Source organism: Candidatus Berkiella aquae, assembly GCF_001431295.2.
GTDB lineage: Bacteria > Pseudomonadota > Gammaproteobacteria > Berkiellales > Berkiellaceae > Berkiella > Berkiella aquae.
The window spans coordinates 2,457,156-2,483,322 of record NZ_LKAJ02000001.1 but is presented as its reverse complement, the minus strand read 5'-3'; the positions used below and the strand labels follow the sequence as shown (position 1 = coordinate 2,483,322).

Here is a 26,167-nt window from a genome sequence, read left to right as displayed (position 1 = left end):
ATTCTGATTATAATAAAGATAGCGCTTTGCAAAATCAGGAGACTAAATATGAGACGTGATACCGATAAAGAAAAGCGACAGCGTGATGATAAAGGTGATCCACGTGGTACACGTGAAAAAAGGACTGTACGTGGTGGAACAGGTAAAGAACTGCCTGAAAAAGGTGATAATCGACGAATTAAGAATCGATAGCAAGACGCCCCATTAGGGGCGTCATTGTTTACTTAAGCTGTTTCTAATTTCGGCTTAGGTGGTGGTGGCAATTTCACTTCGATATGTAATTCTTTTAATTGTTTAGGCATCACATTCGAAGGTGCTTGCATCAATAAATCTTGCGCTTGCTGATTCATTGGGAATGCCACAATCTCACGAATATTGGGTTCATTCGCCAATAACATCACAATACGGTCGATCCCAGGTGCACAACCACCGTGAGGAGGAGCACCATATTTAAATGCATTTAACATGCCTCCAAATTTATCTTCTACAACCGAAGCATCGTAACCTGCAATCGCAAAGGCTTTATACATCACCTCAGGTAAGTGGTTACGAATCGCGCCACTAGAGAGCTCTACACCGTTACAGACGATATCGTATTGATACGCTTTAATAGTGAGAGGATCTTGGGTATTCAACGCTTCTAAACCACCTTGTGGCATTGAGAAAGGGTTGTGAGAGAAATCGATTTTTTTATCATCTTCGTTGTATTCAAACATGGGGAAATCAACCACCCAGCAGAATTCAAAACGGCTTTGATCGATTAAATTCAAATCTTCACCTAAGCGAGTACGAGCAAGGCCTGCAAGCTTTGCAGCTTGTGCTTTAGGTGCGCAAGCAAAAAAGACGGCATCGCCATCTTGGCAACCGCTTAAGGATTTTAAGCTATCAAGTCGGTCTTTATCTAAGAATTTAGCGATAGGACCTTTTGCTTCGCCATCGGCAAACACGATATAACCAAGTCCTGGAGCGCCTTGGGTTTTAGCCCAATCGTTCATCTTGTCGAAGAAGCTACGTGATTGTGTCGCAGACTTAGGCGCAGGAATAGCGCGTACCACGGAGCCATTTTCAATGGCTTTGGCAAAAGCATTGAAAGCAGAGCCGGCAAAAACAGTGGTCACATCAGCGATGATAATAGGGTTACGAATATCAGGCTTATCATTACCGAATTTCAGCATCGCTTCATCATAAGCAAAATGTGGGAAAGGCATTTGACTAACGGTTTTGCCATGAGCAAATTCGTTAAATACGCCATGAAGTACAGGTTCAATTGCCGCAAAGACATCTTCTTGTGTCACAAAGGACATTTCAAAGTCGAGCTGGTAGAACTCGCCGGGTGAGCGGTCGGCTCTGGCATCTTCATCACGAAAACAAGGTGCGATTTGGAAATAACGATCGAAACCCGCGACCATCAATAGCTGTTTAAACTGCTGTGGCGCTTGTGGTAACGCATAAAACTTGCCGGGATGGATTCGGCTAGGTACCAAGAAGTCGCGCGCACCTTCAGGGGAGCTGGAGGTTAAAATAGGTGTTTGGATTTCCAAAAAGCCTTGTTCAATCATGCGCTGGCGCAGTGAAGAAATAATTTTTGAGCGCAACACAATATTGTGGTGCATTTTTTCACGACGTAAATCTAAGAAGCGATAACGTAAACGGGTATCTTCAGGGAACTCTTGATCGCTATTCACTTGCAGGGGCAAGATATCAGCCTGTGAATCTAACGCAAACTCATCGACGGCGATTTCAATGCTGCCGGTTGGCATCTTCGCATTGACGGTTTCAGGGGTACGCTTTACCACGCGGCCTGTAATGGTGACAACGCTTTCATTGCGTAAGGTTTGCACCATCTTGAAAGCAGGGGAGCTTGAATCAATCACACATTGGGTGATCCCGTAGTGATCGCGTAAATCCACAAATAACAGGTTACCATGGTCACGTTGCCGATGGATCCAGCCTGAAAGCCTAACGGTTTTGCCTTCTTCTGCCTCTGTGAGGGCACCACAAGTGTAAGTTCGATAACGATGCATTGTATGAGTCCACTTAGTTAATAAGGATTATCTATTTCAGCCGCCTATTCTTGCACATTGTCCACCAAAGGTGGTATCTTTTCACGACAAATTTTTAGGCGCGTAGCTCAGTGGTAGAGCACCACCTTGACATGGTGGTGGTCGGTGGTTCGATCCCACTCGCGCCTACCACTTACATTTTGTTAGCTCGCTCTGCGAGCGTTACAAAATGTTGTGTCACGCCGAAGCTCGAAGAGCGAAAGCGGACTCTCTCAGGTTATTACCCACTTTCTTAGTCTTACTTCGCGAGCGTTACAAAATGTTGTGTCACGCCGAAGCTCGAAGAGCGTAGGCGGACTCTCTCAGGTTATTGCCCACTTTCTTAGTTTTACTTCGCGAACGTTACAAAATGTTGTTCGCGTCGAAGCTCGAAGAGCGAAGGCGGACTTCATCAGGTTACGCATCGCTTTCTAAGTCCAACTTATATCCACAAATTTAACTAACACATTTTTCTAATATCTTTTTCTATTTCTGACTAATCATCATTGTTTATCTGGCTATGCTAGCATTTAAATCTCTTCGAAAATGAGAAAAAGTAATTTAAATAAATGATATGGAAATAAAATAGGTAAAGGGAATTTATGCGTATTTTGAGTCGTGAAGAAGTGAATGAAGTAACTGGTGGATTTTTAAATTTTATTATTGGATCAGCTATCGGTTTAATCTCTTATGCCATTACTAAGAACTCGCCATGAACCCATGACGGTTCCTGGTGCTGTTACGGGTGGTTTAAGCGGGGCCGCCGTTGGTGCTGCTGGCGGTGGACTTACTGAAAATATAGCCTGGAGGCCGGGTTTTGCAGCAATTAACATGGCAGGACAAGCAATAGCGGCGGAGCAATAATGTTTGAACTTGTCATTAATACAATAGCCTCTTTTTTAGGAGGCTATTTTTCGCAAAAAACGATTGAAAAGAAAATTACATTACAGAAATTTTTCTTATCAGTTTTTATTATAATATTATTGGTCTCATTTTCTGTTCAATTACTCACTGATGGAATTTCAATCAAAGAAACCACTTTTGGTTTATTGCTTTCCTTCTTGGGGGCTTTGTTTTGTTCAGGTGTTTTGTGGACTAGCTTTAAAATAAAAAACTGGAAAAAAAAATAAGTTATATTTTTTAGATGAATTAAGAAAGGCGGCAGGTATACCTCAGGGTATACCGAAGATCCTACTTAGATTGATGCCTTGATTAAAAAAGGTCATTGATATATCTGACCCCTTTGCTGTTTAGCCGAAACCTTTCTGGGGATTTTTTTTATGCTTTCTTTCGGCAGGCGTCACTGATGCCTGATTATTTGAAGGAATATGCTGTTTGCTGAAAGTTAAAACCGGACTTTTGAGTTGTTGACTCTCATACTTTTCATGTGAAAGCGGGTAAAATCCTTCTTGCTCATATACCTCTTTTTCTCTTTTGGCTTTAAGAATTTCATAGTTATCTTGGCTTGGCCATGCATTTGCAGTTGCTGTTAATTTTTTTATCAAATTAAGCCCTCCATCTAATCGCAATATGAGTTTTTGATCGGCTGAAAGTTGTGGGATAAGTACGAGTAGAATATATTCTTTTAATTCATCAAAATTGAAAGCTCTTTCCTCTCCTTCCATAAATTTTAATTTCATATTAACGATGGGAAAATTAGAATTATATTCTGCTAAAAGCGTGAGCAACTTTTGAGGTAATTTATGAGCATTTTCTTTGATGCAAAGCTCTAGTATCAATCGAATTTGCAATATGGCCATTTCGGGTGTGAGAAAACCTTCTGCTTTTCGACTAGGATCTGGTGTGGGAGGGGCTGAGCCTGAAATTGACATGATCTGCTCCTTAACGATATGTAGCTAGCGATAAAATTTAATAATTCAGTAGAAGCTACTCTATCGTCATGTTTGATACAAGCATGTTACTTTAACAAATCCAATTTATTTGCTAGCAATCGCACTGTAATTTGGGTAACTGCTGCCTATAACTATTCTTGGTATGAGCTATGTTACGATTTAAATCTCTAATAATAGTTATTAGAAGTAATTTAGATAAATCATAAGCGGCATGCTTTGGTACTGTTATCTAGAAATAAACTGATGTGAGAATTTACCATGAATATCCCAAGGGCTTTTCTGAAATCATGCTTACTGATGTTACTGACAACCAATATTTTTGCTGTCCAGCATAATGAAAATAGATGGGATTGGATTCTAAAAGAAAAGGGCCAGGTATACCGATGACCCTAGTTAGATTGTCTTAATGAAGCAAGGTCATCGGTATATCTGAGAGACACAATATATGAGTAATTTTATTGAAGCAGTCTGTGTTCATTTCAGTCTTGGTAAGCTCATAAAACCACCGCAAAGAGTGTATGGTGGTTTACTGCATGTAATGTGGCGAGTAGACACAGACAAAGCTTCTTATGCGGTTAAGCAATTATCTAAAGATATTAATCTCACCAATGAACGCGTAGTCAAAAATTATGAATTAAGTGAACGTATTGCCTCGCGCTTTGTAGCGCAAGGCATTCCCGGTGTTTCCGCTATTGAAAAATCGGGGAAATACCTTTTAATAGTAGATACCATTGGTTTTTTGGTGTATCCATGGGTTGAGGCAAAAGCGTTGGACCAACATGCTGTTTCAGAAGAACATGCTTTAAAAGTAGCGGCTATTCTAGCTAAAATGCACTCTCTAAACGTCAATGAGCCTGAAGTGATTCCTCTGGAATATTCAACGACTACCAATGAACAAATTCTTGAATTAATTGATAAAGCTGAAAGTTTTGATAGTTCTTTTGCTAAAGCCCTGAGAAAAAATCAGAATGAAATACTTGCTGCAAATGAAGCCTATCAAAATGCAATGCCGATTCTAAAAAAGGTTCTTGTGGTTAGTCACGGGGATTTAGATCAAAAGAATGTTCTTTGGAACAAAGATAGTAATCCAATCTTGATCGATTGGGAATCTGCCGGAAAAGTAAATCCAACTTATGACATTATTAATACAGCGTTCTATTGGAGTGGTATTACGACTCATTTTGATCAACAACTATTTTTTAAAATGATGGATACTTACCAACAAGCCGGAGGGGTTATTTATGCAGATCATGTCATTGCGGCATGTTATGGTGCATTGAGTTGGATTGGTTGGCTCGTTTACAACATAGAGCGTGCTTGTGTTCAGGGAGAATCTGAACAGAAAACGGTAGGTACAGAGCAAGTCAATCAAACGCTAGCTACTATCTTGCGGCTACAAACGGTTATTCCTGATGTCATCAAAAATATTGAAGACAGATTATGATGACTATCGATCATTAAGAAAGGAGTTAGGTATCCCTGATTCCTTTCGCTTTTTTAGCAGCCATTTTATTTAAAATGATATCTATAACGTTACCAAGAAGGATAATTAAACCGGTTCCACAGAAGAGTAAATAGCCTATAAAAAAGAATCCACCGTCTTCCAAATGGGATGAGTGTTGCATAGAACTCGCAATAAAATTCCTGACTATCATCAACTTTGTCAGCGTTATAATATAGTAGGGAAAAATTCTTAACTATCTGAATTCGCAGTGTATTGACACAAGCTTACAAGATACATAATATTCTGAAAATTAAACGTCTATTCCACTGGTCACCCATCAAAATGAAAAGCCTCTCGATTAAATTAATTTTCATTTTTAGTGATCAAGTTTACCTATTCAACCCCCATATCCAACTCTTTGCGGGTTATTCTTAATTCTATTGTTTCCTTTTCAATGAAATTTTTGTTAACAGAAAACACTTTTTGTTTATCTTCATTTGGAATTAAGCATGAAAAAAGCATCTCCATTTTTCCTGAGAAAGAAACCCTCTCAAGCGAATTTTGCCCCTACATTTAAAATTCCTGAAGATTGGTATACAACCAGAGAATATTCAAATAAAGATCTTCTGGTTTTATTCGATTATGCGAAAACGATGACTGTGATTAACGTCGATCCTTTTAGAACGCTTGAAGGAACAAATGAACAGCGAAACTGGGTGCTTGCTTCGATCTTGTTAAAAAATCATCATTCTGTCGATCATATCAATGAAGATGTTGTCTTGTTAGAAATTTATCAAAACGAAAATCTAAGAAAAGAATTATCGCTAAAATCTCCAGCCTCATTTATGGGAGATGAAAGTATCGATAGAGAGTTAAAAAAGACATTTGAAGAAACCAATCCTGGTGTTCCAGTTGAACTTGCTTGGTTACAGATGGCAACTGGAGAATTAATTAAAAAGGGATTTAATAATTGGCAATTACTAAAGGATGACCAAAATAACGAACTTAAAATGATCCGTGATCAATTTACTAAAGCAATTTACGATTGCTTTTTATTTGTCAAATTTGAAATCCAAAAAAACAATCAAGCCACTAAAAGAGGTATTGCAGAATTTCTTTTGCCCAATAGAGAATTTCGATCGCCTGATTTGTTTTATATGGTAGAAAATATTTTTATCAATTTAATAACTAAATTAACAGCGATGGGCTGGCTGAATAAAGCCATGGTCATCCATCAATTTTTGGTCACCATCAAACGATTAACCTATTTAGCATCAAAAGGGGAAGATACTCGAAAAGGCATTTTCGTTCTTTTAGCGTCAACTGTTTTATCCGGTTTGAATATTAGCGCCAAAGAAATGTTAGATGAAAATCCTATTGAATCTACCGAATCAGAAATGATGACTTTCATGGGAGGATTGCTGAATTTAACCCTGCAAATGCCATGGTTTGATATGGACTATGATCCCGAACTATATTTGATTTTGCATCGTTTGGAACAGCAATGCATTCAAAAACAGATGATTTCAACCACCACCTTTCATGACTATGGTATCCCTAATTTACGAGTGACCGATGGCGAGCAAAGCCCGTTGCGAGGTAAGCATATTAGGCATTATCAGCATACTCAAAAAATGGAACATTTGGATGAGGCCGTATTAAAGTATTTTACGCTTTTTGTAAAATCACAATATTTATACCATGGTGTTGAACAAGCCCAGCAAGCACATAATATCCTTTATGAATTACATACTTTGTATGTTGATGATGAGTTACCCGATAAAGAAGTAAAATATGGCGTGGTTTTACGACATTTATTTGATTTGCCGAAAGTATCTCCTGAATTTGATGCAAAGTTTGATCAAGTCGCTGCCAATGTTGTGCTAGGAGGCCAAAGCACTTCATTTAAAGAGCCATTCAAATCTTCTTTATATCACCTTGAAGTATCTCCACGGCAGTTTTGTGCACTTTATCAAGAATCTCAATTATCAATGAATGAATCGTTACTTTCGCGAAATGAGCTACAAAATGCTCTTTCAGATAAAGAGAAGGAACTCTTAAATAGAGTTGAAGAAGTCGCGATCCTAAAGCGTTCTTTGCACAATAAACAAAATAAAATTGTGATGTTGAAAAAAGCATTGAGCATTGAAAAAAATGAAATAGAAAAATTATCAGAACGGATGAAAGAATATACGGTGGAAGAGGCATCGCACCAAAGAAAAGGACTCCATTTTTGGCATAGAGATAAATCGGACGCACATAGAGAAAGACCTAAACGCGGATTCAGTGACACTGATCTTAAATATAAACCCAAAAAGTGACATGCTAAAAAGTTTACTACCTTACTAATATGCTACGTGAGAAGTAGCGCATTTAGATTGCCTTGACGATAATAAAGAAGATTCATAAGCGAAGGTAAGCTGGTGTGAACAATCTTATTCTTATTTTTATCGGTGCTGGCGTTGGAGGAGTATTACGCTATTGGCTATCAAGTCGCATTCAATTATTTTTAGGCAGTCCATTTCCGTATGGGACGCTCTTTGTTAATGTCAGTGGCAGTTTTCTCATGGGGTTTTTGTTTGTATTCATCATGGAACGTTTTACGGGCCTTGGACCACAATTGCGAGCCTTATTACTCATTGGGCTATTAGGTGGCTACACGACCTTCTCCTCATTTTCCATAGAAACACTCCAATTAGTTGAAAATGGTCAGTGGGTAGGTGCTTTAACGAACATTGTTTTAAGTATCTTGCTATGCATTACGGCAACATGGATAGGGATTATAGGAGCCAGAGTGTTATGAATAATGTGCCCGTATTAATGGTGAGGATTTACATTACGGAATCATCAGGCCTTTTACCTAAAATTCTCAATTACTTAAAAAAAGAAGCTAAGGTTCGAGGCGTTAGCGTTTTTAGAGCCATTAGAGGTTATGGTGAAACTGGTAATCATACAACCTCTTTAGTTGATTTATCACTAGATTTGCCACTTACTATTGAATTTTTCGATCATCAAGAGAAAGTAGCAGTCGCCTTAGAAGCGCTCAATAAAATGGTGAAGCCAGAACATATTGTGACTTGGGAAGCCAAATCAAATCAATAATCAAAAATTAAGTGTAGTAGTATTACTACCGCAACTTATCTTGTTTCGATAAGTTAGTTAAGATTTAAATGTAAAGTAATTCTCCGCTTTTAACTACACTTTTTATTCGATTTTTCGAATGCTACTCTTCCGCTTCCAATCAAGAAGATTGATTTATTAGTAAAAATAAAATGAGGTAGAAATGCAAACATTAACACCGAATGAAATTCAATTTGTTTCTGGTGCTAGGATCCGTCCTAGTGATTGGTTATGGCCTGCGGCCTTTGGTGCCCTTACTGGTGTTGGCACTTTTGTGGTAACTGCCTTCAGTGCAACGCCTGTTGGTTTTGTTACGAGCATCGGAACAGGTTTCTTGATAGGGGGTAGTCTAGGTGCGGCACATGATTTCTTAAGGGAATATGATCTTTAATGAATAAAATAGGATGACAATACAAGAGGTCAAGTATTGACTTGTCCTCTTGCCTCTTAAGATGCTTCATGAGAAAAACGCATCAGCTCACGATTCTTGCTCACCAGAAACAGCGAAATGCTGATCATCGCAATGAAAAAGGCAATAATGAATCCAACATGGCGAAATGAGCCTGCATAATAGAAACCTGCAAGTTGAAGCCCTATTGATTGCAGGATAAGGCTGCTTGCATTGACTAGTCCCGAGACTTTTCCTTTTGCATGCGGCATAAAATTTAAGCATAGGGGGTATATGATAGTAGAAGGGACAATCTGCGCAAGCACAAATAACAACAATGCAAAGGTAATCAGTAAGGGATGTGTTGTATTGATTAATGAGAGAGCAATGACACAGAGAGTGCTAGCAATGAAGAGAAAATTTGACAAGCGTAACATTTTTTTCTGATCAAATTTGTTAAGCATAAGACCATAACTAACACTACCCACTGCGAATGCTAACGCTAATGCACCCTGGTAATAACCAAAATGGGTAAGGCTAACACCTAAATCTTTCATATATAGAAGCGGTGAAGTTCCTACAAAAATCCAATAGGGGACAAATAAGAACATAATATGGAGCATCAATAACTTCATAGGTTTTGATTGGAATAAAAGAATATAGCTGCGTAGAGAAATCGTTTCTTTTTGCTCAGGTAATTGATACTTTGGAATAAAAGTTATCGTCATCAACAAGGTGAGGGCACCCAGCAACAAAAGCGTTGTAAAATTCCCTCGCCAATGGAAATACAACGTAATATAACTACCTGCAACTGGGGCTGCAGCTACGGCCGCATTTTTTAAACCATTTAACATGGCGATATAAAATTGTTGCTGTTTCAAAGGATAAGTATCTGCAATAATGAGAAAACTCAGAATAGTAGGGGCTGCGATACCTATCCCTTGCAGAAAGCGCCCCAGCAGAAAGACCGCATACAAAGGAGCCCATAAGCAGAAGACGCTGCCTAAGCAAAAAATGAGCAGGCCAAGTAGTATGATAGGTTTACGACCAAAGCGATCGGCTAATGCCCCCACCCAGAAAAGACTTACACAATAACCCAAAAAATTGATCGATAATGAGGCTTCTACCCAAAATGCAGACAAATGAAACTGATTTTGTATTTCAAGAAAGCTGGGTACAAAAAGATCAAATTCAATGCCTACCAAGAGATCCATCAAAATCACGGTAGCTAAGAGCATCACTTTGGAAGAGGGTTGTTTCATATATTGGCGATATTTTTTTACTATTATCTTTTGAGTTTACAGGATAAAAGCGAAGTATCAAGTTATTCACAATGACGTAAAATACGATTTGCAGGATTAGTGTCAATACGGCGTCCAGATAAAAAACCAAGGTAAAAAATGGTGCATTTTTGTCATCTATCGCTTAATTTTGGCTTTGTCGGATAATGAATATTTTTTCATGAGAAATTGTATATACTACGTCCATTTTTAGGTGCAAAAAATGGATAAGTATTCATTATGATTGGTGGTCAATTTGGCATCGTTCCACTTGTTAAAAGTCTGGAAAGTCGAGGGATCCTTGAACCTGAATTTGCAGCGAAGCTGTGTTCCTTGGGTAATATAAATGCTTGCGATAAAAATGGTGAAACTGCACTTCATCATGCGGCAGACTTTGATGCGCTCGATGCAGTCAAATCATTAATAAATGAAGGAGCTATCAATCTTCCCAGTCCTTATGGTGAAACACCTATGCATGTTGCTGCACTACAAGGCAACTTAAGTGTTATAAAATATTTAATATCCTTCTTTGGTATGAAGGTAGCGACTGAGACGGATTTTAAGAATAGAAATATATTACACTTTGCAGCAAAGCATAATCAAGGAAATATTATTGCTTATATCATGCAAAATGATGAGCTCAATTCGCTTCTGAATGTTCCTGATTTATATGGAAGAACCCCTCTAGATTTTGCACTTCAAAATGAAAATGATGGCGCGATTTATGCATTGATGCCAAATGCTCCTGATGATGTTACGCAAATACCAGGCTATGGTATTAAGCTAAAGAATTTAAAACAAACAAATTTAAACCGAAAACTATATTTGTTTCAGCAAATGAGAAATAGAAAAGCTGAAGATTTTCTTGATATGGACGGCAACTGTGGTGGTTGGTCTTTTCTCTTTCTTATCTATGCTTCAGTCGATAGAGAAGATGAATTTTATGATATTTTATCTGTTATCGAAGCTTGGGATGAAACAGCAGAAACTTTGCAAGAAACGCAATTGCCAGCTTCATTGCGTTCGATATTTAAGAACAGAGAAGAGTTGTTCGAGCAGGTACTCAATGATTTGATTTTGTTTCAATTCACAACAAAAGCAACTAATGCACTAAAGCTGATGGGTTGGGGGCAAGCACAGCGCGTATTGCAATATAATATGATGAAAGATGCAACGCGAGATAGAACTTTAAGACACTTATTTTGCTTTGTTGATCTTGTTGTTACTAAAACGCAATTAGTAGAAATGCTTGAACTTTTTTCACAATATAGAGGAGCGAGTATAGAGTTTCTTGGCACAGGGCATGTTGCCAGTTTGCAAATTACCAAAGAAGGTAAATATAAATATTATGACTCTAATTTGCGTAAAAAAACGGGAACATACGATACAGCAGAAAGCTTGGCAGAACATATCATTAAGTTTTGGTATATGCCAGATGGATCATTTGAAAATGATACTATTCGTTTCAGTTCTATTAATGCCTATAAATTTTATGAGAAAGATGAAATCGTCCCTGAAATGGAAGAAACCGTTCACGAAAAGGATGCGGACTTCTCCCCTAATAATTTTACAAAATTACATCAAGCCGTATTAAGAAATGATTTAGATACGGTTCGTTATGAATTAACGCATAATCCCTTACAACTATTCTTTCTAGATTGTCATAACGCTTCACCCATACAGATGGCAATTAGACTACAAAATCGTGCTTGCTTACAGCTATTCAAAGAGACACAATTATTGGAAGGACGTATTGCGTGCGACATTAATTACTTTGAACTAGAACAATCAGAGCCTGGCTTTTTCACTTATCTTCTATCAGAGGGATGGCTAAAATTAGAAGATTACGATCATTATGGTCAGAGCTTACTTCATTGTAGTATAGGATATCTTAATAAAGAATATGCAATGGGATTGTTACATAATTTTGCATGGGATATTAATAAAGGAGATATCTATGGCGATACACCGTTGATTTCTGCTTGTGCTTATCGTCCTGATTCAGAAATAATCGATGCTTTTTTTGCCAGAAAAGATCTAGATATTAACAAACCTAATTTGTATGGCATCACGCCACTGATGGCGGCAATTATCGAAGATAATACTTTAATGGTGCACAGACTACTTGAAGCAGGAGCAAGTTTAGAACCATTAGATCATGCAATGAAATCAGTCTTTGATTATGCCAAAGAACCTCATATAATAAGGCTATTGGAAGAGGCTGTCTTTAATAGATTATTAGATGCAACCAGTAAGTTAATGATTTTTTCTTCCCCTCATTCACAAGCAGCTCAATCTCTACCTATTGATACATTGAACAACCAAAAAAGAGATATCAAAGCGGGTTGTAGCGTTCAACTTTAATATTTTTCATTAATAATCAAACGTTTATTGTTGGTCTACTGTAAAAATGTCCTAGAAAAATCCCCATGCTTGTCAAAAAGCAGCTATCTTTGTAGGTTGCTAAGGTAACATTAATGATGAGGTTATGATGAATAAACAAGCACTTGCCGTTTTATTATTAGCAGGATTTGGTATGTCTTCAATAGCAATTGCTGCTGATAATGCAACAACAGCGACAACCCCTACCCAAACAACTGAAAAAGCGTCGACAACTTCAGATGCGGTCGATTTTAAAGCTGCGAAAGATAAATATAAAAAAATGACACCAGAACAACGCAAGGAATTTAATGCCAATATTAAGAAAAAATGGGATGGTATGTCAGAACAAGATAAGCAGAATTTTAAAACTAAAATGCAAGCACATGCTGACAAATTGAAAGAAAAAATTCACGAGCGAAACAAAAAGCAAACTGAAGACGAAGCTGTTTTTATTCGTATTTTCGGTTATGAAGAACTTAGTAAATAAGTTTTATTAAATTAAAAAAAGCGATGTTGTTACATCGCTTTTTTTTGTCATTTTTAAACTGCTTTACACCCCAGTTTCTGTGACTTGCCAGAATTCTTGCCAGGTAAAACGATCTAGTCATCCATCTTATTCTAGTTTACAGTTTTCATCATTTAGTTAGTTGGGGATATATTTATGGGGATACAGTTTGGGATACAAAAGGCGAGTAAAAAAATAATTTCAGAAAATCCAATACTCAAAGAAGGGGCTAAAAATTTAAAAGCCAATGTCACAAATATTGGAGCGGTTACCGAGATTAAAAATGGTAATAACACGCTTACGTTGGTTGTGGCTAAAAATCCAAACACACAAAAAGTGAGAGTTTATTCCTTTGACTCAGCTAATCAAATAGGTGAAGGTGCCCAGGGTAGAGTCGTCATGGCCAAAAACGTGGACTCAACTGATGTAGTGGCGATAAAAATTCAGCAACCTCATGGTATGAACTTTGAAGACGATCTTCATAGAGAGCGACAAAATCTATTCATCGCTAAAAAATTATTAGGTTTAGCACAAGATAATACCAAAAATCAATATACATTGATGGAATATTGTGAAGGTGAAAATTTACTAGAAGAATTGTATGAAATGGATCGCAACAAAGATAAAGAATCAATCGGGCGATTTAAATATAAAAAGCAGATGAACCTGATTAAAAGATTTTCTTTAATACTTTCTGGCATGAATGAAATCATTGATTTGCATGAAAATGCAAAATTAGCTCATCGCGATATAAAAAGCGACAACCTGGTTTGTTCAAAAAACTTTAATTATTATACATTGAAGCTTATTGATCTTGGAACGGCAATTGATCCACATAGTAAAGATGAAAGAGAACAACAAGATTTAGGTCAATTTGTGGGTACTTTTGGCTACATTGCTCCTGAAATTCATCAGCGTGAAAAATATTGCTATCAGAGTGATTTTTGGTCGCTAGGCATTGTTTTTGCTGAAATATTAACAGATGAAAATTTTCAAGCAAAATTGAAGATGTTTAATCAAGATAATCAACGAAGCAATAGACTCGTGCATCCGACCTTTAATGATATTATTAATATGATGCCAGATGTACTAATTGTTGATTTAAAAGGGCAAACACTCAATCAAAATATTCTTGATACGGCAGCCAATATTAACAGACTAGCAAAAGAGGGGGATGTTGCTTCAATTCATGAATTAAGAAAACTCGCGCAATACATTATTATTCAGATGACAGAAGAGAGTCCTGAAAAACGTCCCACTTTGTCTCAATTTAAGAAAATTGAATTTATCTTCAGAGAAGCATTAATAAACGTCAAAATGAGTATTTTTAAATCTATTATTGCAGAAAAATATCAAAGGAATCTGGATGGATATGAAGAAAATAACAATCCGTTGCCAATTATCGTAACACCAGTACCTCCTCCTATATTGAACGCACTTGCATTACAGCAACAGCAACCACCTATTCAACAACAAGATGATTTAAATGAGCCCACTGCAACAACGACAACATCAACTAGATTGCGTAGTAACGCTTTTTAGGATGATAAAGTAGATGTATAGATAGGTTTTCTTAAGTAAGCAGTAAAGAGCCTGCAAAATCAGGCTCTTTACTGATTTGATTATTTCAATTTAAAACGTAATTTTGCTTGCTCTTCTAAACGAGACGTAATATAGGTGTCTTTTTCATCGCCTACAATACCATTTGTTCTGCAATAGTTTTCATATTGATAGCTTAAGCGAGACATGTGGCGTTTGAATTTACCTAAAGTCGACTGTTCATTGGGTTCACTAGTTTTATTTGAAGCAATGCTTGTTTGCTGCGGTTGAGTAAATCCACCATCAATACTAGTCATTTTCCAAAATGAATGGGCAATTTGCGAAAATTCAGCATTTTGTACATTGACGTCAGTAATGCCAGCACTTCTAAACGCAGTTAAGCGTCGGTTGCTTAAACTATAGGTATATTTTTCTTCAGTATCAGGATCAGTTAATTCAAAAACCTGTAATGGTGGGAATTTTTGTGCGATTTTAGGGTCCATTTTAATATCATTCGCAACTTTTGCCACTCGTTCGCCAGGTAATTTTCGCAATGGATCAGAAGGCGTCGGTGCTGGTGCACCTTGAGCAAAACTTGGTGAAATCGTTTGATGTAACCAAAGGATTTCTCTTGGATCTGCTGCTCTAATAGGACGTTGAGTTTTTGGACCATTATTCATGATTGATTCCCCGTGTAAAGTATTATATATAATTTTATGTAAATAAATTAGCACTGAGATGAGTAAATAAGATAGCAAATAACGACCGCTGCGATTTTAACGCGATAAATGGTATGTTAATTAAAAGGGTTATTTATATGAGGGATAAAGAGGCGTTTTAAATCGATAAACGGTAATAAAACACCTCAAAAACGAACTTCTTTTTATCGAGATTTTAATTTAAAAACTTCCTGAGCTTCTCTTTCAATACGTTGTGCAGGCGTTTCAGAGCCTCTGGGGGTATTTAATGGATAGAGTGTTGCGCGTATTTTAATAAAGTCTCTAAATTGAAGTAATAAACCAGTGGGATTGCACTCTTTTTCTCCTAATTGTGTAGGAGTAGGAAAGTTTAAACCATCACTTTGACTGGTCATTTTCCATAGCGAATGGAGTATCTGTTCGAAAGTAGCTTTGACGGTATTAATTTCTTGGCTTCTCGATTTTTTAGCAATATAAAGCTTCCTATTATTTAATGAATAATATGCTTTTTCATTGCTTTGAGGATCTCTAATTGAAAATATTTCAATAGGAGGAAAATCTAACATGCTTTGGCGGTGCGTTGCCACATCATGTGCAATAGCATCTAAATGATGGCATTTGCTTTCACCTGGTTTTGGTTTTGATAGGGTAGGGGAAATTGTTTGGTGAATAAAACGGATCTCGTGAGGATTTTTAACTTTGACGATTGGTGTATCTAACATGATTTATCTCAACCTAGATATTAATTGTGTGTATTGCGGAATCTTTTATAAGGGGGAACATGTTTCGCAGCCTCTTCATAAATACCTTCAAATAGTACGGTTGCAAGTGAATGTGATTGGCTACCCTCGGGAAGATTAAAGGAACCGGGAGTGAGTGTGCCTTGTTGTACAGCTTTGCGACCACTGATAAAGCACAATGATGGAGTAGGTGGTATGGATTCCACTATAAGTTCAATGCTTCTTTGAGTTGTGCTTGCTTCAGGATTGTAACTATTTAGCCAACGTGCATTACTAGGTAATAACTCATTACGATAACAATAGTGGGCAATCTCTTTTTTTGCAGTGTCAGGTCCATGGTATTTAGTTAAGGTATTATTAACTTGGATGGCTTGTGCAAATTCTTCAACAAATTGGTTTGAAAGTTCATTGGCACTGATATTGATTTCTTTTAAGCTACCATTTTGTTTTATGCCCAAAACAAAAGCAGCTGCAAGTGATTCTTCAAGTTGACATTCAGCTAAGTAAAGGCGCTGTAATTTTCTATTAACTTGTAATAAATCCCCAAGAGCAGTAATTGCCTTTCTGACAGGGTTGCTGTTCAGGTTAAGATGTTGAAGATGTTGATGTTCTACTAAAGATATTGTGATTGCCTGGATGCCATCTGCTGGAATTTGGCAAGAAGAAAGATCAAGTGATTCTAAAGAATAATCCTTAAGCAGCTCGGCTAGTGTCAGCGCTCCATCTAATCCCAAATTAATATTACACAGGCTCAGTGCTTTTAAAGAGGAAGGTTTTTCTTTTAAAGTCTCACATAGTTCACTAATACCGACATTTGTAAGAGCTGGATTATCATCTAATCTTAATTCGGTGACTTCTGGAATGGTTAGGAAAGGCAACAATTCACTTAATAATTCGTTTGTGAGATTAGTTGCACCGAGATCAATAATAATTTGATGATTCTGTTCTTTGGCCAATGCAATCCGTTGTATTAAATTTTCTTTCATTTGTTCATTAAGTATTTCCCCATACAGATTGATTTCGTGAAGCATATTGTTTCCTATTTAGTGTATCTACAGGCGATTGGACAATTATAGTTTGCAATCTAACATATAGAGATGTTGAAAGCTAGAGATAAAGATGGGGGAAGCATAACTCGAAGTGCTTTTTTAGAAAATATCTTTTCTGAGATAAATCCTGTCATGTTCTAGCAAATACTGTGGTATTACGCCGATTCGATAAAATCCATGTTTAAGGTAGAAAGCTTCGGATTGAAAATCGAAGGTATCAACAAATATTTTAGGTAGGTTTTTATTTCTGGCATAGCTTTGTATCATTTGTATTATTTTCGAACCGATGCCGTGTTTGCGATTATTTTCATCGCACCAAAGTACATCTAGATATAATGCATCTGAATGTTCCCAAACAAGCGCCCCACCAATAATGTTATTACTATCTTTAGCAAAAATACTAAAATGCGTTGCTTTTTCTTTAACGACCTCACGATTGAAGTTTACAATGCCGTCACGTAGTATTTTGTCATCTTCTGTTGTGGGATTACTATCGAGTATATAAGTAATAGTACTCATGGGTGTTTCCTTAGAATTGATAGAGCGTTCGAACAAGTTGGTGATCAACCGATTGTAAATTTGGCATCTCTAAAAAATATTTTAACTGCCAACTTTGTGTTTTTTGCGCTTGCTTACTACTGGATTGATCCCAGCGTGGATACACTCGTAGTGCTCGTTTACCGCCTTGATTGTGGTGAGAAAAAATATCGTTATCTAGTAAGACTGATTTGGGAAATACGAATTGCCCGAATTGATTATCTTTTTGTGTGCAAATCACAACAAAATCAATGTGATCTGAAGCATCGTAAGGCTGAATTGGGCCTTGGCCAATTCTTTTCCATAACGTAACAAACTGTCCTATTTTTGTGGGTGTTATTTTAGCGATTCTAAATTGGATCGAAAGGCTGTTTAATTTAAATTGATAACCACTATATTCACGACATTCAGGTACTATTTGTAGCTGCGAACATTGAAAACTATTAGGGTGATAAACTAAATCTATCGTCTTTTGTAGTAGAAGAGGAAGAGCAGCTTTTTCTAACATGTAACCAGATCCTTTTATTTCTTTGGGCAAAAGCTGCTGAGGGAACATTCACTACAGTAGTGCCGATGTTCCTAGATAAGGAAAATCTTCATGAAAGAGCGCTAATACTTTTGGTAAATCGGCTTTGGAACGGATGATGAGAATAACCGTATCATCACCCGCTATGGTACCCAAAATACCTGAATCTGTTGGGTTTTGTTGAGAGAATGAAACATATTTATGATCGAAATAATAAGCTAAACTACTTGCCTGCCCTGGATGAACATGTAAGACCACAATACCTGATTCTGAAATTTGCATATTCAGGATGGGGGGTAAAACGGGCATGTTAAATTGAACGACTTTGTAAACGCCATCGACTTTAGCAATTTTCATTTTTTTTAATTTTCGCGAGAGCGTTGCTTGAGGGATGTCATAACCTCTTTCTTTTAGTAATTCCTGCAATTCTGCCTGCTCATAAATAGGATGCGTTTGAATCAAGTTCAAAATATGCCCTTCCATTACATGATCATGTGCCATTCAATCCCCTAATTATGACTATATATCTATGTTAGTGAAATTATATTCAAAATGGCTTGATCTCACAAGCGAGGGTCTCTATACTCAAAAAATGAATAAATAATGGATATGTAATCATGAAAAATAAGTTAACTGTCTTTTTGATTGGTGGCCTGTTACTTCTAATAGCGACAATATTAGTCGGTTATGAGCAGAGTCCCCAAGGCAAAACTATTAAATTTGCGACCAGTGCAGAATATCCACCTTTTGAATATAAAGTGAATGGGGTATTACACGGCTTTGATATTGAATTAGCCCAACTGATTGCCAAGGAGCTGGGAAAGGAAGCCGTTTTTGAAGATATGCAATTCAGTACCATTTTACCGGCATTACAAAATGGCCATGTCGATGCTGCTATTGCGACCATCACCGTAACCCCAGAGAGAAAACAGCACTTTGTTTTTTCAGACACTTATCATTTCGATAGTATTGCTGTCGTTTTTAAAGAATCTCAGGCCATTAAAAATAAAACCGAACTCACCGGCAAGAAGATTGGCTGCCAGCTAGGCTCAGTCATGGAAATTTGGCTAAAGAACAATGGCTACGCAACTCAGATAATTGCTGTGGACAATAATAATTTAGCGATAGAGGCATTAAAAGCAGGTCATGTTGATGTTGTTCTAATGGACGGTGTGCAAGGGCAGACTTTCAGCCAGAAGAACAAACAACTTTCGTATCAAATTATCGAAAAAGCAGAAAGTGGCTATGCCGTCGCTTTTCAAAAGCATTCACCCCTTGTTGCACAAATCAATCAAGCGATTGACAAGTTACATCAAGAAGGGGCTATTGCAAAATTGGAAGAGAAATGGCTAAAAGGTGACTTGCCATGATGTTATTAGAAAATGCCATGTACATTGGTCAAGGTATTATTTTGACTATAGAGCTTTTAATGGGTGGCATGCTGATTGGGTTGATACTAGGATCAAGCCTTGCTATTTGTAAATATAAAGGATGGCTTGTTGCTGCTATCAATCGATATATTTCCATTGCGCGAGGAACTCCCTTAATTTTACAGCTAAGCTTCATTTATTTTGCTGTGCCAAGTGCCTTAAATATTAAATTTTCGATTCTGGCCGCAGGTATCGTTACGTTAGGTTTAAATAGCTCTGCTTATATTGCAGAAATCCTCAGAGCGGGGATTGAGAGTTTACCCAAAGGGCAATTTGAAGCCGCTCAAACATTACAAATTCCCCATTGGCCTCTCTGGAAAGATATTATTTTACCTCAGGTATTAAGAAATATTTTCCCCGCTTTAATCAATGAAATGATTACTTTATTGAAAGAAACGGCGCTTATTTCTACACTTGGGGGCATGGATTTGATGCGAAGAGCTCAATCTATTGCGGCAGAGCAATTTACTTATTTTACCCCTATTTGTATTGCTGGTATTTATTATTACTTACTCATTTTATTAATTGAATCATTGAGCAAAAGAATAGAAAAAAGGGGGAACTATGTTAAAGCTCTCTAATGTAACAAAGCAATTCTCACAAACTCCAATATTAAAAAATGTCGATATTAGCATCGAAAAAGGCAGCATTACGGGTTTAGCAGGCCCTTCTGGTGGTGGGAAATCGACATTGTTACGTTGCATCCAAAAACTTGAAAGCATTGATTCAGGGAAAATTGAGTATTCAGGAACTTGTACTTTTATGTTTCAAGACTTCCAATTATTTCCGCATATGACCGTATTAGAGAATCTGATTTACGCACCGAATATTGTATTTGGTAATAAAGAGTCTGAAAAAGAAGCATTAAATTTACTAAAACTGTTGGGACTAGAAAGTAAAACTAATCATTATCCAGCAGAGCTATCAGGTGGGCAAAAACAAAGAGTTGCATTAGCACGTTGTCTCATGATGAAACCAGATATTTTACTTTGTGATGAACCTACTTCTGGATTAGACGTGGCAACGATTGACGATGTTGTTCAATTATTACAATCAGTTCATGCCATGGGGGTCACTATGGTGATTGCTTCTCATGATTTAGCGTTTTTAACACGTATTGCAAAAAGAATTGTTGTTCTTAAAAGTGATTTAAAAGTCTTAGAGTTTGATATTTCACAATTATCAGATCCAATCAATATTATAAAAAATCTATATTAGGAGTTGACCATGTTGATTAACAAAATTGTCTTAGCTTATTCAGGTGGCCTTGATACTTCAGTGATGATCTCTTGGTTAAAAGAAAACTATCATGCAGAAATTATTGCAGTGATATGTGATTTAGGTCAAGAAGAGGATTTACAGGGTATCCAACAAAAAGCATTAAAAAGTGGGGCAAGCAAGGCATTTTTATTGGATGTGCAATCAGAGTTTATTACCCATTATCTTTTCCCCATGTTAAAATCCAGTGCACTTTATGAAGATCAATATCTTCTTGGCACAATTTCACGATCATTAATTGCCCAAAAACTCGTGGAAATCGCTAAACAAGAAAATGCGGAGGCTATTGCACATGGCGCAACCGGAAAAGGTAATGATCAAGTGCGAATAGAGTATGCAGTTAAAGCACTTGCGCCAGAATTGAAAATTATTGCCCCTTGGCGAGAATGGACAATTAGATCGCGACAAGAAGCGATCGCTTATGCTCAAAACCATGGTATTGAAATTCCCGTAACGCCAAAAGCGCCGTATTCACGAGATAGAAACATTTGGTATGTTTCACATGAAGGTGGTGTATTGGAAGATCCCTCATCAGGATATCCCGATGATTTGTTATTAATGACAAACTCAATTGAAGCTGCGCCAGAAGAGTCTGAGGTTATTACGGTTGATTTTGCCAATGGAATACCGGTTGGCATTAATGGTGAGAACCTCTCGTCGATTCAATTGATTCAATGGCTAAACAAAAAGGCGGGCGCTCACGGTATTGGTGTGGTAGATATGGTCGAGAATCGATTGGTTGGTATGAAATGTCGAGGAGTTTATGAGTTTCCTGCAGGAATGCTGTTACATAAAGCACATAAAATATTAGAAAGTCTATGTTTAGATCGAGCAACGTTACATTTAAAGCAATCTCTCCAGCAGTCTTATGCCAATATGATTTATGAAGGGAGATGGTTTTCACTAGCGAAAGAAGCGTTAGATGCTTTTGTGAATAAAACACAACAGAATGTTACAGGACAGGTAAAATTAAAACTATATAAAGGGCATGCCTTGTTTAAAGGGGTGACTTCACCACATAGTTTATATCATGCCGGTTTAGCAACGTTTGAAGAAGATGAAATTTTTAATCAAGCGGATGCATCAGGGTTTATCAATATCTATTCATTACCTGCGATGCTTTATGGTTTAACGCAAAATAAACAGGGTATACTATGAAACTGTGGGAGAAGGGTTACCAACTCGATCAGCTAGTTGAAACATTCATGACTGGGGATGATCCTTATTTAGATCAGAGCTTGATTGATTATGATTGTATGGGCAGCATAGCCCATGCAAAAATGCTCAATAAAATTGGTGTTTTGACTGTTACAGAGTGTGAGCAGTTAACACAAGAGCTTCTATCCATCATTGAACTAAATAAGGCAGGAAAATTTATTATTCAATTTCAAGATGAAGACGTTCATACCGCGATTGAAAATGCATTAATTGCTAAATTAGGGGATCTTGGAAAAAAACTTCATACTGCTCGCTCGAGAAATGATCAAGTTTTGCTGGATATGAGATTATATGCCAAGGACAATTTAGTTCAGATTATAGCTGAAGCACTTAATGTTTGTGAAGTGTTATATCAATTTGCGAAAAAGCATCAACAGGTACCTATACCTGGGAGAACGCATTTCCAACGTGCAATGCCCTCATCCGTTGGGCTTTGGGCGGGTGCATTTGTTGAATCATTTTTAGATAATATCGAATTGTTAAAAAATGCTTATCAGTTAATTAATCAGTGCCCTTTAGGATCAGCTGCAAGCTATGGCGTTTCTTTAGACATTGATAGACAATATACTAGCGTGCTATTAGGATTTGATCGGGTTCAAAATAATGTATTATATGTTAACAATAGCCGTGGTAAATTTGAATCAGTCATTCTAAGTGGTTTGGTACAAGTGATGAATGATTTAAGTAAGATATCAACCGATATCATACTATTTTGTGCGCCTGAATTTGGTTATTTTATCTTGCCTGAAAAATTTTGCCCAGGTAGCAGTTTAATGCCACAAAAACGTAATCCATGCCCGTTAGAACTGATTAGAGCAAAATCGGCAACGGTGCAAGGTATGCTTTTTCAAGTGTTGGAAATTATTAGAGGTTTACCTTCTGGCTATAATAGAGATTTCCAAGAAACGAAAAGACCTCTCATGCAAGGATTCGAAGTCACACGGTTATCGCTAAAGGTATTTGCAAGCATATTTGCTGAGTTAGAAGTAGATAAAGAGCAATGTATTGGCTCATTTACAACTGAATTATTTGCAACCGATAAAGTGTTATCGTTAGTACGAGAAGGTATACCCTTTCGGGATGCCTATAAAAAAGTAGCCAATGAACTAGATGAAGTTGCATTTTGTGATCCGGTAGAAAATATTTTATCGAAAACCCATATGGGAGCGACAGGGAATCTAGGGCTTGAATTTAGTTTGGCTAAAATTAAACAACATCAGCTTTGGCTTGTAGCAGAGTAATCTGCTACAAACCAATTTATTATTTATGACTCTTTCTAAGATTACCAAAAGAAAGCGTATGTTTCTTTTGCAATTGCTGTGGCGGTAAGGTGGCACTTTCCTCTAATGAAGTAAAAATTAATGCTTCAGAACCGCTGATACTGATATTTGGGTCTGATACCGTGGAATCAGTCATGTTTTCTAGTTCATGAATTTGAGCAATATACGTTGCATATTCTAAAGTAGCTTCTGGATAATGCTTGTTAATCAGCGAAACAAGATCACCAATCATTTTTTTGGATCTTACAATATCTTCTTTTAAGGTCGCTCCTTTTTGCATAGTCTGTAGATGATTTCCAAGACATTGACAAATAGGGTTTATCATAGCGGGCCCTTCAAATCTCTTGCTTTTCCAAATAATATGGGGAAGTATCTCTTTATGGATATATCTTTCGATGCTATTAATGAGTTGTGAAATTGAAAGTGAGTCAATCATAATGTCAGGAGGAAGCAATGTACAAGAGCGTTTGTAGAGTTCATCTTCGTTCAAAAATACATGTGTTCCAAGAAATTGATCAATATCTGTAGTCGGCAATGAAGTAACAGACGATATTGCGCGTTGTAACTGAGAAAATTGCCTCAATTTTGAACCCAGAACTTCACACATCATTGTTAAATTTGGATTGCCATCGTAAATAAAAGTCACATCGGATAGCATTTTCCCTAAATAGGGTAAGGTAGTAGGGTGTGCTAATTCAGTCAGACGCAACCATTTGAAATTTTTACTAGGCTTCGCAAATTTGTTTAATTGTTGTAATTTTTTATCAATATCTTTGTCGATAGCTTGCAAAGGTTTTGTCAATCGACCCGTCACTGCTGTATTAAACGCATTCATAATAGCAAAAGCAGCAGATATATTAGGCCCAGGATGGTTATTCGTTGTACAGAGTTCCATCGCAACGAGTATAAATAATTCAAAAACCCGGGCTGCGGCTTGAACATTTTCAGCGCTGACTATCATCTCTTGAATATAAAAAGATAGTTTGTTACTGATATCAATACATCTCATAATATTTGGGGCATCGTTTTGAGTGTTGATGTCAGACCATTTCTTATCATAAAGCTCTTCGATTCTAATCGCTTGATACCCTGCCAAGGTAAGTGCATTGATTTCATTGGCAATTTGCTTTACATAAGCCATTCGTGCTTTGAGTGGTGAATTTGTGGCATTGGTAACTAATTCTCTAAAGGAGGTTAGTGAAGGAGCAATAATTAATTCTCTTCTCCAGATTTCTAGTAGTGTATGATTAATGTAAATAGGATGCTTATTCATACTGTCGCTAAAATGAAATAGATTGTTGAAAAATGCATTTAATTTAGGCGCATGTAGTGGAAACGTTTTTTTGTTATCTTCTAATAAAAAGAGGATGTGTTTTTTGTCGATTGTTTGGCTATGGCGGTAAAAATCAATAATGACAAGTTCTTTAATAATAAAATTGGCAATGAGTTTTTGCTCGGAGTCAAAATTTGGCCATATTTTTTTAATATGCGCAATCATTTTTTTTGCTGTCGTTTGGCTTAATAAGCCGTTTATCATGTTAGAGATATACCGTGTGTTAAAGGTTCTTTCTTTATTATATGGCATGCTCCCCATACAGAGCTTCTCTAGAATCTTTTGGGGTCTGGTTAATTCAGAAACTTCATTGGGGGCTTTTGTGTTATTTTGATTAGCACGTTGTAATTGATGTAATCCTGCGAATAATAATATATTATCAAATTCTGTTTCTAATGATTTAACTTGTTGATGGTAATACGTTCTCATTATCCCAAGCTCTTGACTCATATGTCGTTGTGCATGGTGTAGTAATTGCATTTTAACGGGTGCATTTTCGACTAAATGCTCTTGAATGCATTGATTGGCATTACTACCTGACTTATCGAGCAATGCATGTTTTAGTAACAGATAAAAAAGTTGGGCTTCCATGCAATCATAATCATCTGTTTTGCTGCACTGGGTAGTTGCTCTTAAAAATAAATGCAATATGAGTGGTCTACCAAAAATAACCAAGATATTGGGATCACCACCCTCTGTTAGATATTCCTTTAATTTAATAACATCCCAATCGTCAATCATCTCTAAGGAGAGCGAGGTATCTACCTTATCCATGATAATGGAGGTTCGAAATCTATCGGCGCTAATAGTGGGGTCTGTTAATGGTTTAACAGGATTTATTTTAAGAAGTGCGAATTTACGTGATAAATTTTTAATGTCATTAATAATGACTTCAGATAGAGGCTCTTCTTGTGGGGGGGGTTGTAGTACCTGTGACCAACAACACATGGCTTTTAAGAGTATAGGGTTACCATTGACGAGCGAATAGGGCGTTATTTCTTGAATATCAGCAATGTATATATTGGCTTTGGCCAGCACTAATTGTTGTACTGCAAGTTCATTTTGCGCATTCATTGCAAGATGAAGTGCTGTCTTACCATCTTGACGTTGATGATTAATCAGTTCTGGCGCTGCTGTAATGAGCATTTGCATAATATGAGGGTCATAACAATTAACAGCATGATGAAAGATCCCTTGATGGATTCGATCAAACTCATGAATCAGTTTAGGATGATTGGTAATTAATTTTTCTATCAATAAAGGCATTTTTTTTGTAATTGCCATCTGTAATATATTTCTTTCAACTAAAAATCGGCAATTCACTGCTTCAGGATTTTTCTTAATAAAATCCCATATGGCTTTTTCTTCGTGTTTTTCAAAAAGTTCTTTGAGTTTTATAACTTGACCATCATCACTACCTGAAATCATTGTTCTTAGCCCCATACCATTTTCATATGGGATCAATTATAGAACTATTACGAAACAAGTAATTAGTGATATTTTAATCTCTGTATTTAATTGCAGT

At 36.9% G+C, this 26,167-nt stretch carries 26 protein-coding genes and 1 tRNA gene; 17 read left to right on the top strand and 10 right to left on the bottom strand.

The window, feature by feature from the left end:
* Window positions 1-48: 48 nt before the first annotated feature.
* On the top strand, window positions 49-192 hold the full coding sequence (locus tag HT99x_RS10940; protein ID WP_158003337.1) for a hypothetical protein: 144 nt from the start codon (window positions 49-51) through the stop codon (window positions 190-192).
* A gap of 32 nt (window positions 193-224) precedes the next feature.
* Here the strand turns inward: HT99x_RS10940 and aspS are convergent, their stop codons facing one another.
* Window positions 225-2,024 carry an aspartate--tRNA ligase gene (gene aspS, locus HT99x_RS10935; protein ID WP_075064882.1) on the bottom strand — a complete coding sequence of 600 codons (1,800 nt, stop codon included), beginning with the start codon at window positions 2,022-2,024 and terminating at the stop codon, window positions 225-227.
* Between the two features lie 96 nt (window positions 2,025-2,120).
* Between aspS and HT99x_RS10930 the strand changes: the two genes are divergently transcribed.
* The 3 genes from HT99x_RS10930 to HT99x_RS10920 all read left to right on the top strand — a co-directional run bounded on the left by HT99x_RS10930 (window position 2,121) and on the right by HT99x_RS10920 (window position 3,172).
* Window positions 2,121-2,195 (top strand) — tRNA-Val (locus HT99x_RS10930).
* Between the two features lie 537 nt (window positions 2,196-2,732).
* Window positions 2,733-2,906: a hypothetical protein gene (locus tag HT99x_RS10925; RefSeq protein WP_158003338.1), complete on the top strand. Its 174-nt coding sequence runs from the start codon at window positions 2,733-2,735 to the stop codon at window positions 2,904-2,906.
* Window positions 2,906-3,172, top strand: coding sequence for a hypothetical protein (locus tag HT99x_RS10920; protein ID WP_075064883.1), 267 nt, complete (start codon window positions 2,906-2,908; stop codon window positions 3,170-3,172). Before HT99x_RS10925 ends, HT99x_RS10920 begins: the two co-directional genes overlap by 1 nt.
* 120 nt (window positions 3,173-3,292) lie before the next feature.
* Here the strand turns inward: HT99x_RS10920 and HT99x_RS10915 are convergent, their stop codons facing one another.
* On the bottom strand, window positions 3,293-3,874 hold the full coding sequence (locus HT99x_RS10915; RefSeq protein WP_075064884.1) for a hypothetical protein: 582 nt from the start codon (window positions 3,872-3,874) through the stop codon (window positions 3,293-3,295).
* Window positions 3,875-4,340: 466 nt separating this feature from the next.
* Here HT99x_RS10915 and HT99x_RS10910 point away from each other — a divergent pair, with 466 nt between their 5' ends.
* The 5 genes from HT99x_RS10910 to HT99x_RS10890 all read left to right on the top strand — a co-directional run bounded on the left by HT99x_RS10910 (window position 4,341) and on the right by HT99x_RS10890 (window position 8,850).
* On the top strand, window positions 4,341-5,339 hold the full coding sequence (locus HT99x_RS10910; RefSeq protein ID WP_075064885.1) for a phosphotransferase: 999 nt from the start codon (window positions 4,341-4,343) through the stop codon (window positions 5,337-5,339).
* A gap of 509 nt (window positions 5,340-5,848) precedes the next feature.
* Complete coding sequence (locus tag HT99x_RS10905) at window positions 5,849-7,660, top strand: hypothetical protein (protein WP_075064886.1); 1,812 nt, start codon at window positions 5,849-5,851, stop codon at window positions 7,658-7,660.
* 104 nt (window positions 7,661-7,764) lie between these two features.
* Window positions 7,765-8,142, top strand: coding sequence for a fluoride efflux transporter CrcB (gene crcB / locus HT99x_RS10900; protein ID WP_075064887.1), 378 nt, complete (start codon window positions 7,765-7,767; stop codon window positions 8,140-8,142).
* Complete coding sequence (locus HT99x_RS10895) at window positions 8,139-8,441, top strand: DUF190 domain-containing protein (RefSeq protein WP_075064888.1); 303 nt, start codon at window positions 8,139-8,141, stop codon at window positions 8,439-8,441. The genes crcB and HT99x_RS10895 overlap by 4 nt, the downstream gene beginning before the upstream one ends.
* A 181-nt stretch (window positions 8,442-8,622) precedes the next feature.
* On the top strand, window positions 8,623-8,850 hold the full coding sequence (locus tag HT99x_RS10890; protein WP_075064889.1) for a hypothetical protein: 228 nt from the start codon (window positions 8,623-8,625) through the stop codon (window positions 8,848-8,850).
* 56 nt (window positions 8,851-8,906) lie between these two features.
* On the opposite strand, the gene HT99x_RS10885 is transcribed toward HT99x_RS10890, so the two are convergent.
* Window positions 8,907-10,109, bottom strand: a complete 1,203-nt coding sequence (locus HT99x_RS10885; protein WP_075064890.1) for an MFS transporter — start codon at window positions 10,107-10,109, stop codon at window positions 8,907-8,909.
* 258 nt (window positions 10,110-10,367) lie between these two features.
* Between HT99x_RS10885 and HT99x_RS10880 the strand changes: the two genes are divergently transcribed.
* From HT99x_RS10880 to HT99x_RS10870, 3 genes are all read left to right on the top strand, one after another.
* On the top strand, window positions 10,368-12,491 hold the full coding sequence (locus HT99x_RS10880; RefSeq protein ID WP_075064891.1) for an ankyrin repeat domain-containing protein: 2,124 nt from the start codon (window positions 10,368-10,370) through the stop codon (window positions 12,489-12,491).
* 124 nt (window positions 12,492-12,615) lie between these two features.
* Complete coding sequence (locus HT99x_RS10875) at window positions 12,616-12,996, top strand: hypothetical protein (protein WP_139016540.1); 381 nt, start codon at window positions 12,616-12,618, stop codon at window positions 12,994-12,996.
* Between the two features lie 174 nt (window positions 12,997-13,170).
* The gene (locus HT99x_RS10870; RefSeq protein WP_075064893.1) at window positions 13,171-14,556 is read left to right on the top strand and encodes a protein kinase domain-containing protein; all 1,386 of its coding nucleotides are present in this window, start codon (window positions 13,171-13,173) and stop codon (window positions 14,554-14,556) included.
* Between the two features lie 80 nt (window positions 14,557-14,636).
* On the opposite strand, the gene HT99x_RS10865 is transcribed toward HT99x_RS10870, so the two are convergent.
* From HT99x_RS10865 to HT99x_RS10840, 6 genes are all read right to left on the bottom strand, one after another.
* The gene (locus HT99x_RS10865) at window positions 14,637-15,233 is read right to left on the bottom strand and encodes a hypothetical protein (RefSeq protein WP_075064894.1); all 597 of its coding nucleotides are present in this window, start codon (window positions 15,231-15,233) and stop codon (window positions 14,637-14,639) included.
* Between the two features lie 203 nt (window positions 15,234-15,436).
* Entirely contained in the window at window positions 15,437-15,973 is a 537-nt protein-coding gene (locus HT99x_RS10860; RefSeq protein ID WP_075064895.1) for a hypothetical protein, read from the bottom strand.
* A 20-nt stretch (window positions 15,974-15,993) separates the two neighbouring features.
* Window positions 15,994-17,022 carry a leucine-rich repeat domain-containing protein gene (locus HT99x_RS10855; RefSeq protein WP_075064896.1) on the bottom strand — a complete coding sequence of 343 codons (1,029 nt, stop codon included), beginning with the start codon at window positions 17,020-17,022 and terminating at the stop codon, window positions 15,994-15,996.
* A gap of 117 nt (window positions 17,023-17,139) precedes the next feature.
* The gene (locus HT99x_RS10850; RefSeq protein ID WP_075064897.1) at window positions 17,140-17,559 is read right to left on the bottom strand and encodes a GNAT family N-acetyltransferase; all 420 of its coding nucleotides are present in this window, start codon (window positions 17,557-17,559) and stop codon (window positions 17,140-17,142) included.
* Window positions 17,560-17,569: 10 nt separating this feature from the next.
* A complete protein-coding gene (locus HT99x_RS10845) occupies window positions 17,570-18,085 on the bottom strand; it encodes a MepB family protein (protein WP_075065075.1) in 516 nt (171 codons plus the stop codon).
* Between the two features lie 51 nt (window positions 18,086-18,136).
* Window positions 18,137-18,604, bottom strand: coding sequence for an arginine repressor (locus HT99x_RS10840; RefSeq protein ID WP_075064898.1), 468 nt, complete (start codon window positions 18,602-18,604; stop codon window positions 18,137-18,139).
* Between the two features lie 116 nt (window positions 18,605-18,720).
* On the opposite strand from HT99x_RS10840, the gene HT99x_RS10835 reads away from it, so the two are divergent.
* The 5 genes from HT99x_RS10835 to argH are packed head-to-tail and all read left to right on the top strand — an operon-like array spanning window position 18,721 to window position 23,270.
* Window positions 18,721-19,473, top strand: a complete 753-nt coding sequence (locus HT99x_RS10835) for a transporter substrate-binding domain-containing protein (RefSeq protein ID WP_075064899.1) — start codon at window positions 18,721-18,723, stop codon at window positions 19,471-19,473.
* The gene (locus HT99x_RS10830; RefSeq protein ID WP_075064900.1) at window positions 19,470-20,114 is read left to right on the top strand and encodes an ABC transporter permease subunit; all 645 of its coding nucleotides are present in this window, start codon (window positions 19,470-19,472) and stop codon (window positions 20,112-20,114) included. The genes HT99x_RS10835 and HT99x_RS10830 overlap by 4 nt, the downstream gene beginning before the upstream one ends.
* Window positions 20,098-20,751: an ATP-binding cassette domain-containing protein gene (locus HT99x_RS10825; protein ID WP_075064901.1), complete on the top strand. Its 654-nt coding sequence runs from the start codon at window positions 20,098-20,100 to the stop codon at window positions 20,749-20,751. The genes HT99x_RS10830 and HT99x_RS10825 overlap by 17 nt, the downstream gene beginning before the upstream one ends.
* Window positions 20,752-20,754: 3 nt before the next feature.
* Window positions 20,755-21,969, top strand: coding sequence for an argininosuccinate synthase (locus tag HT99x_RS10820; protein ID WP_102134613.1), 1,215 nt, complete (start codon window positions 20,755-20,757; stop codon window positions 21,967-21,969).
* Window positions 21,966-23,270 carry an argininosuccinate lyase gene (argH, locus tag HT99x_RS10815; protein ID WP_075064903.1) on the top strand — a complete coding sequence of 435 codons (1,305 nt, stop codon included), beginning with the start codon at window positions 21,966-21,968 and terminating at the stop codon, window positions 23,268-23,270. The genes HT99x_RS10820 and argH overlap by 4 nt, the downstream gene beginning before the upstream one ends.
* A gap of 19 nt (window positions 23,271-23,289) precedes the next feature.
* Here the strand turns inward: argH and HT99x_RS10810 are convergent, their stop codons facing one another.
* Window positions 23,290-26,070 (bottom strand): RasGEF domain-containing protein, encoded by a 2,781-nt coding sequence (locus tag HT99x_RS10810; RefSeq protein ID WP_075064904.1) that lies wholly within the window; start codon window positions 26,068-26,070, stop codon window positions 23,290-23,292.
* Between the last annotated feature and the right edge of the window lie 97 nt (window positions 26,071-26,167).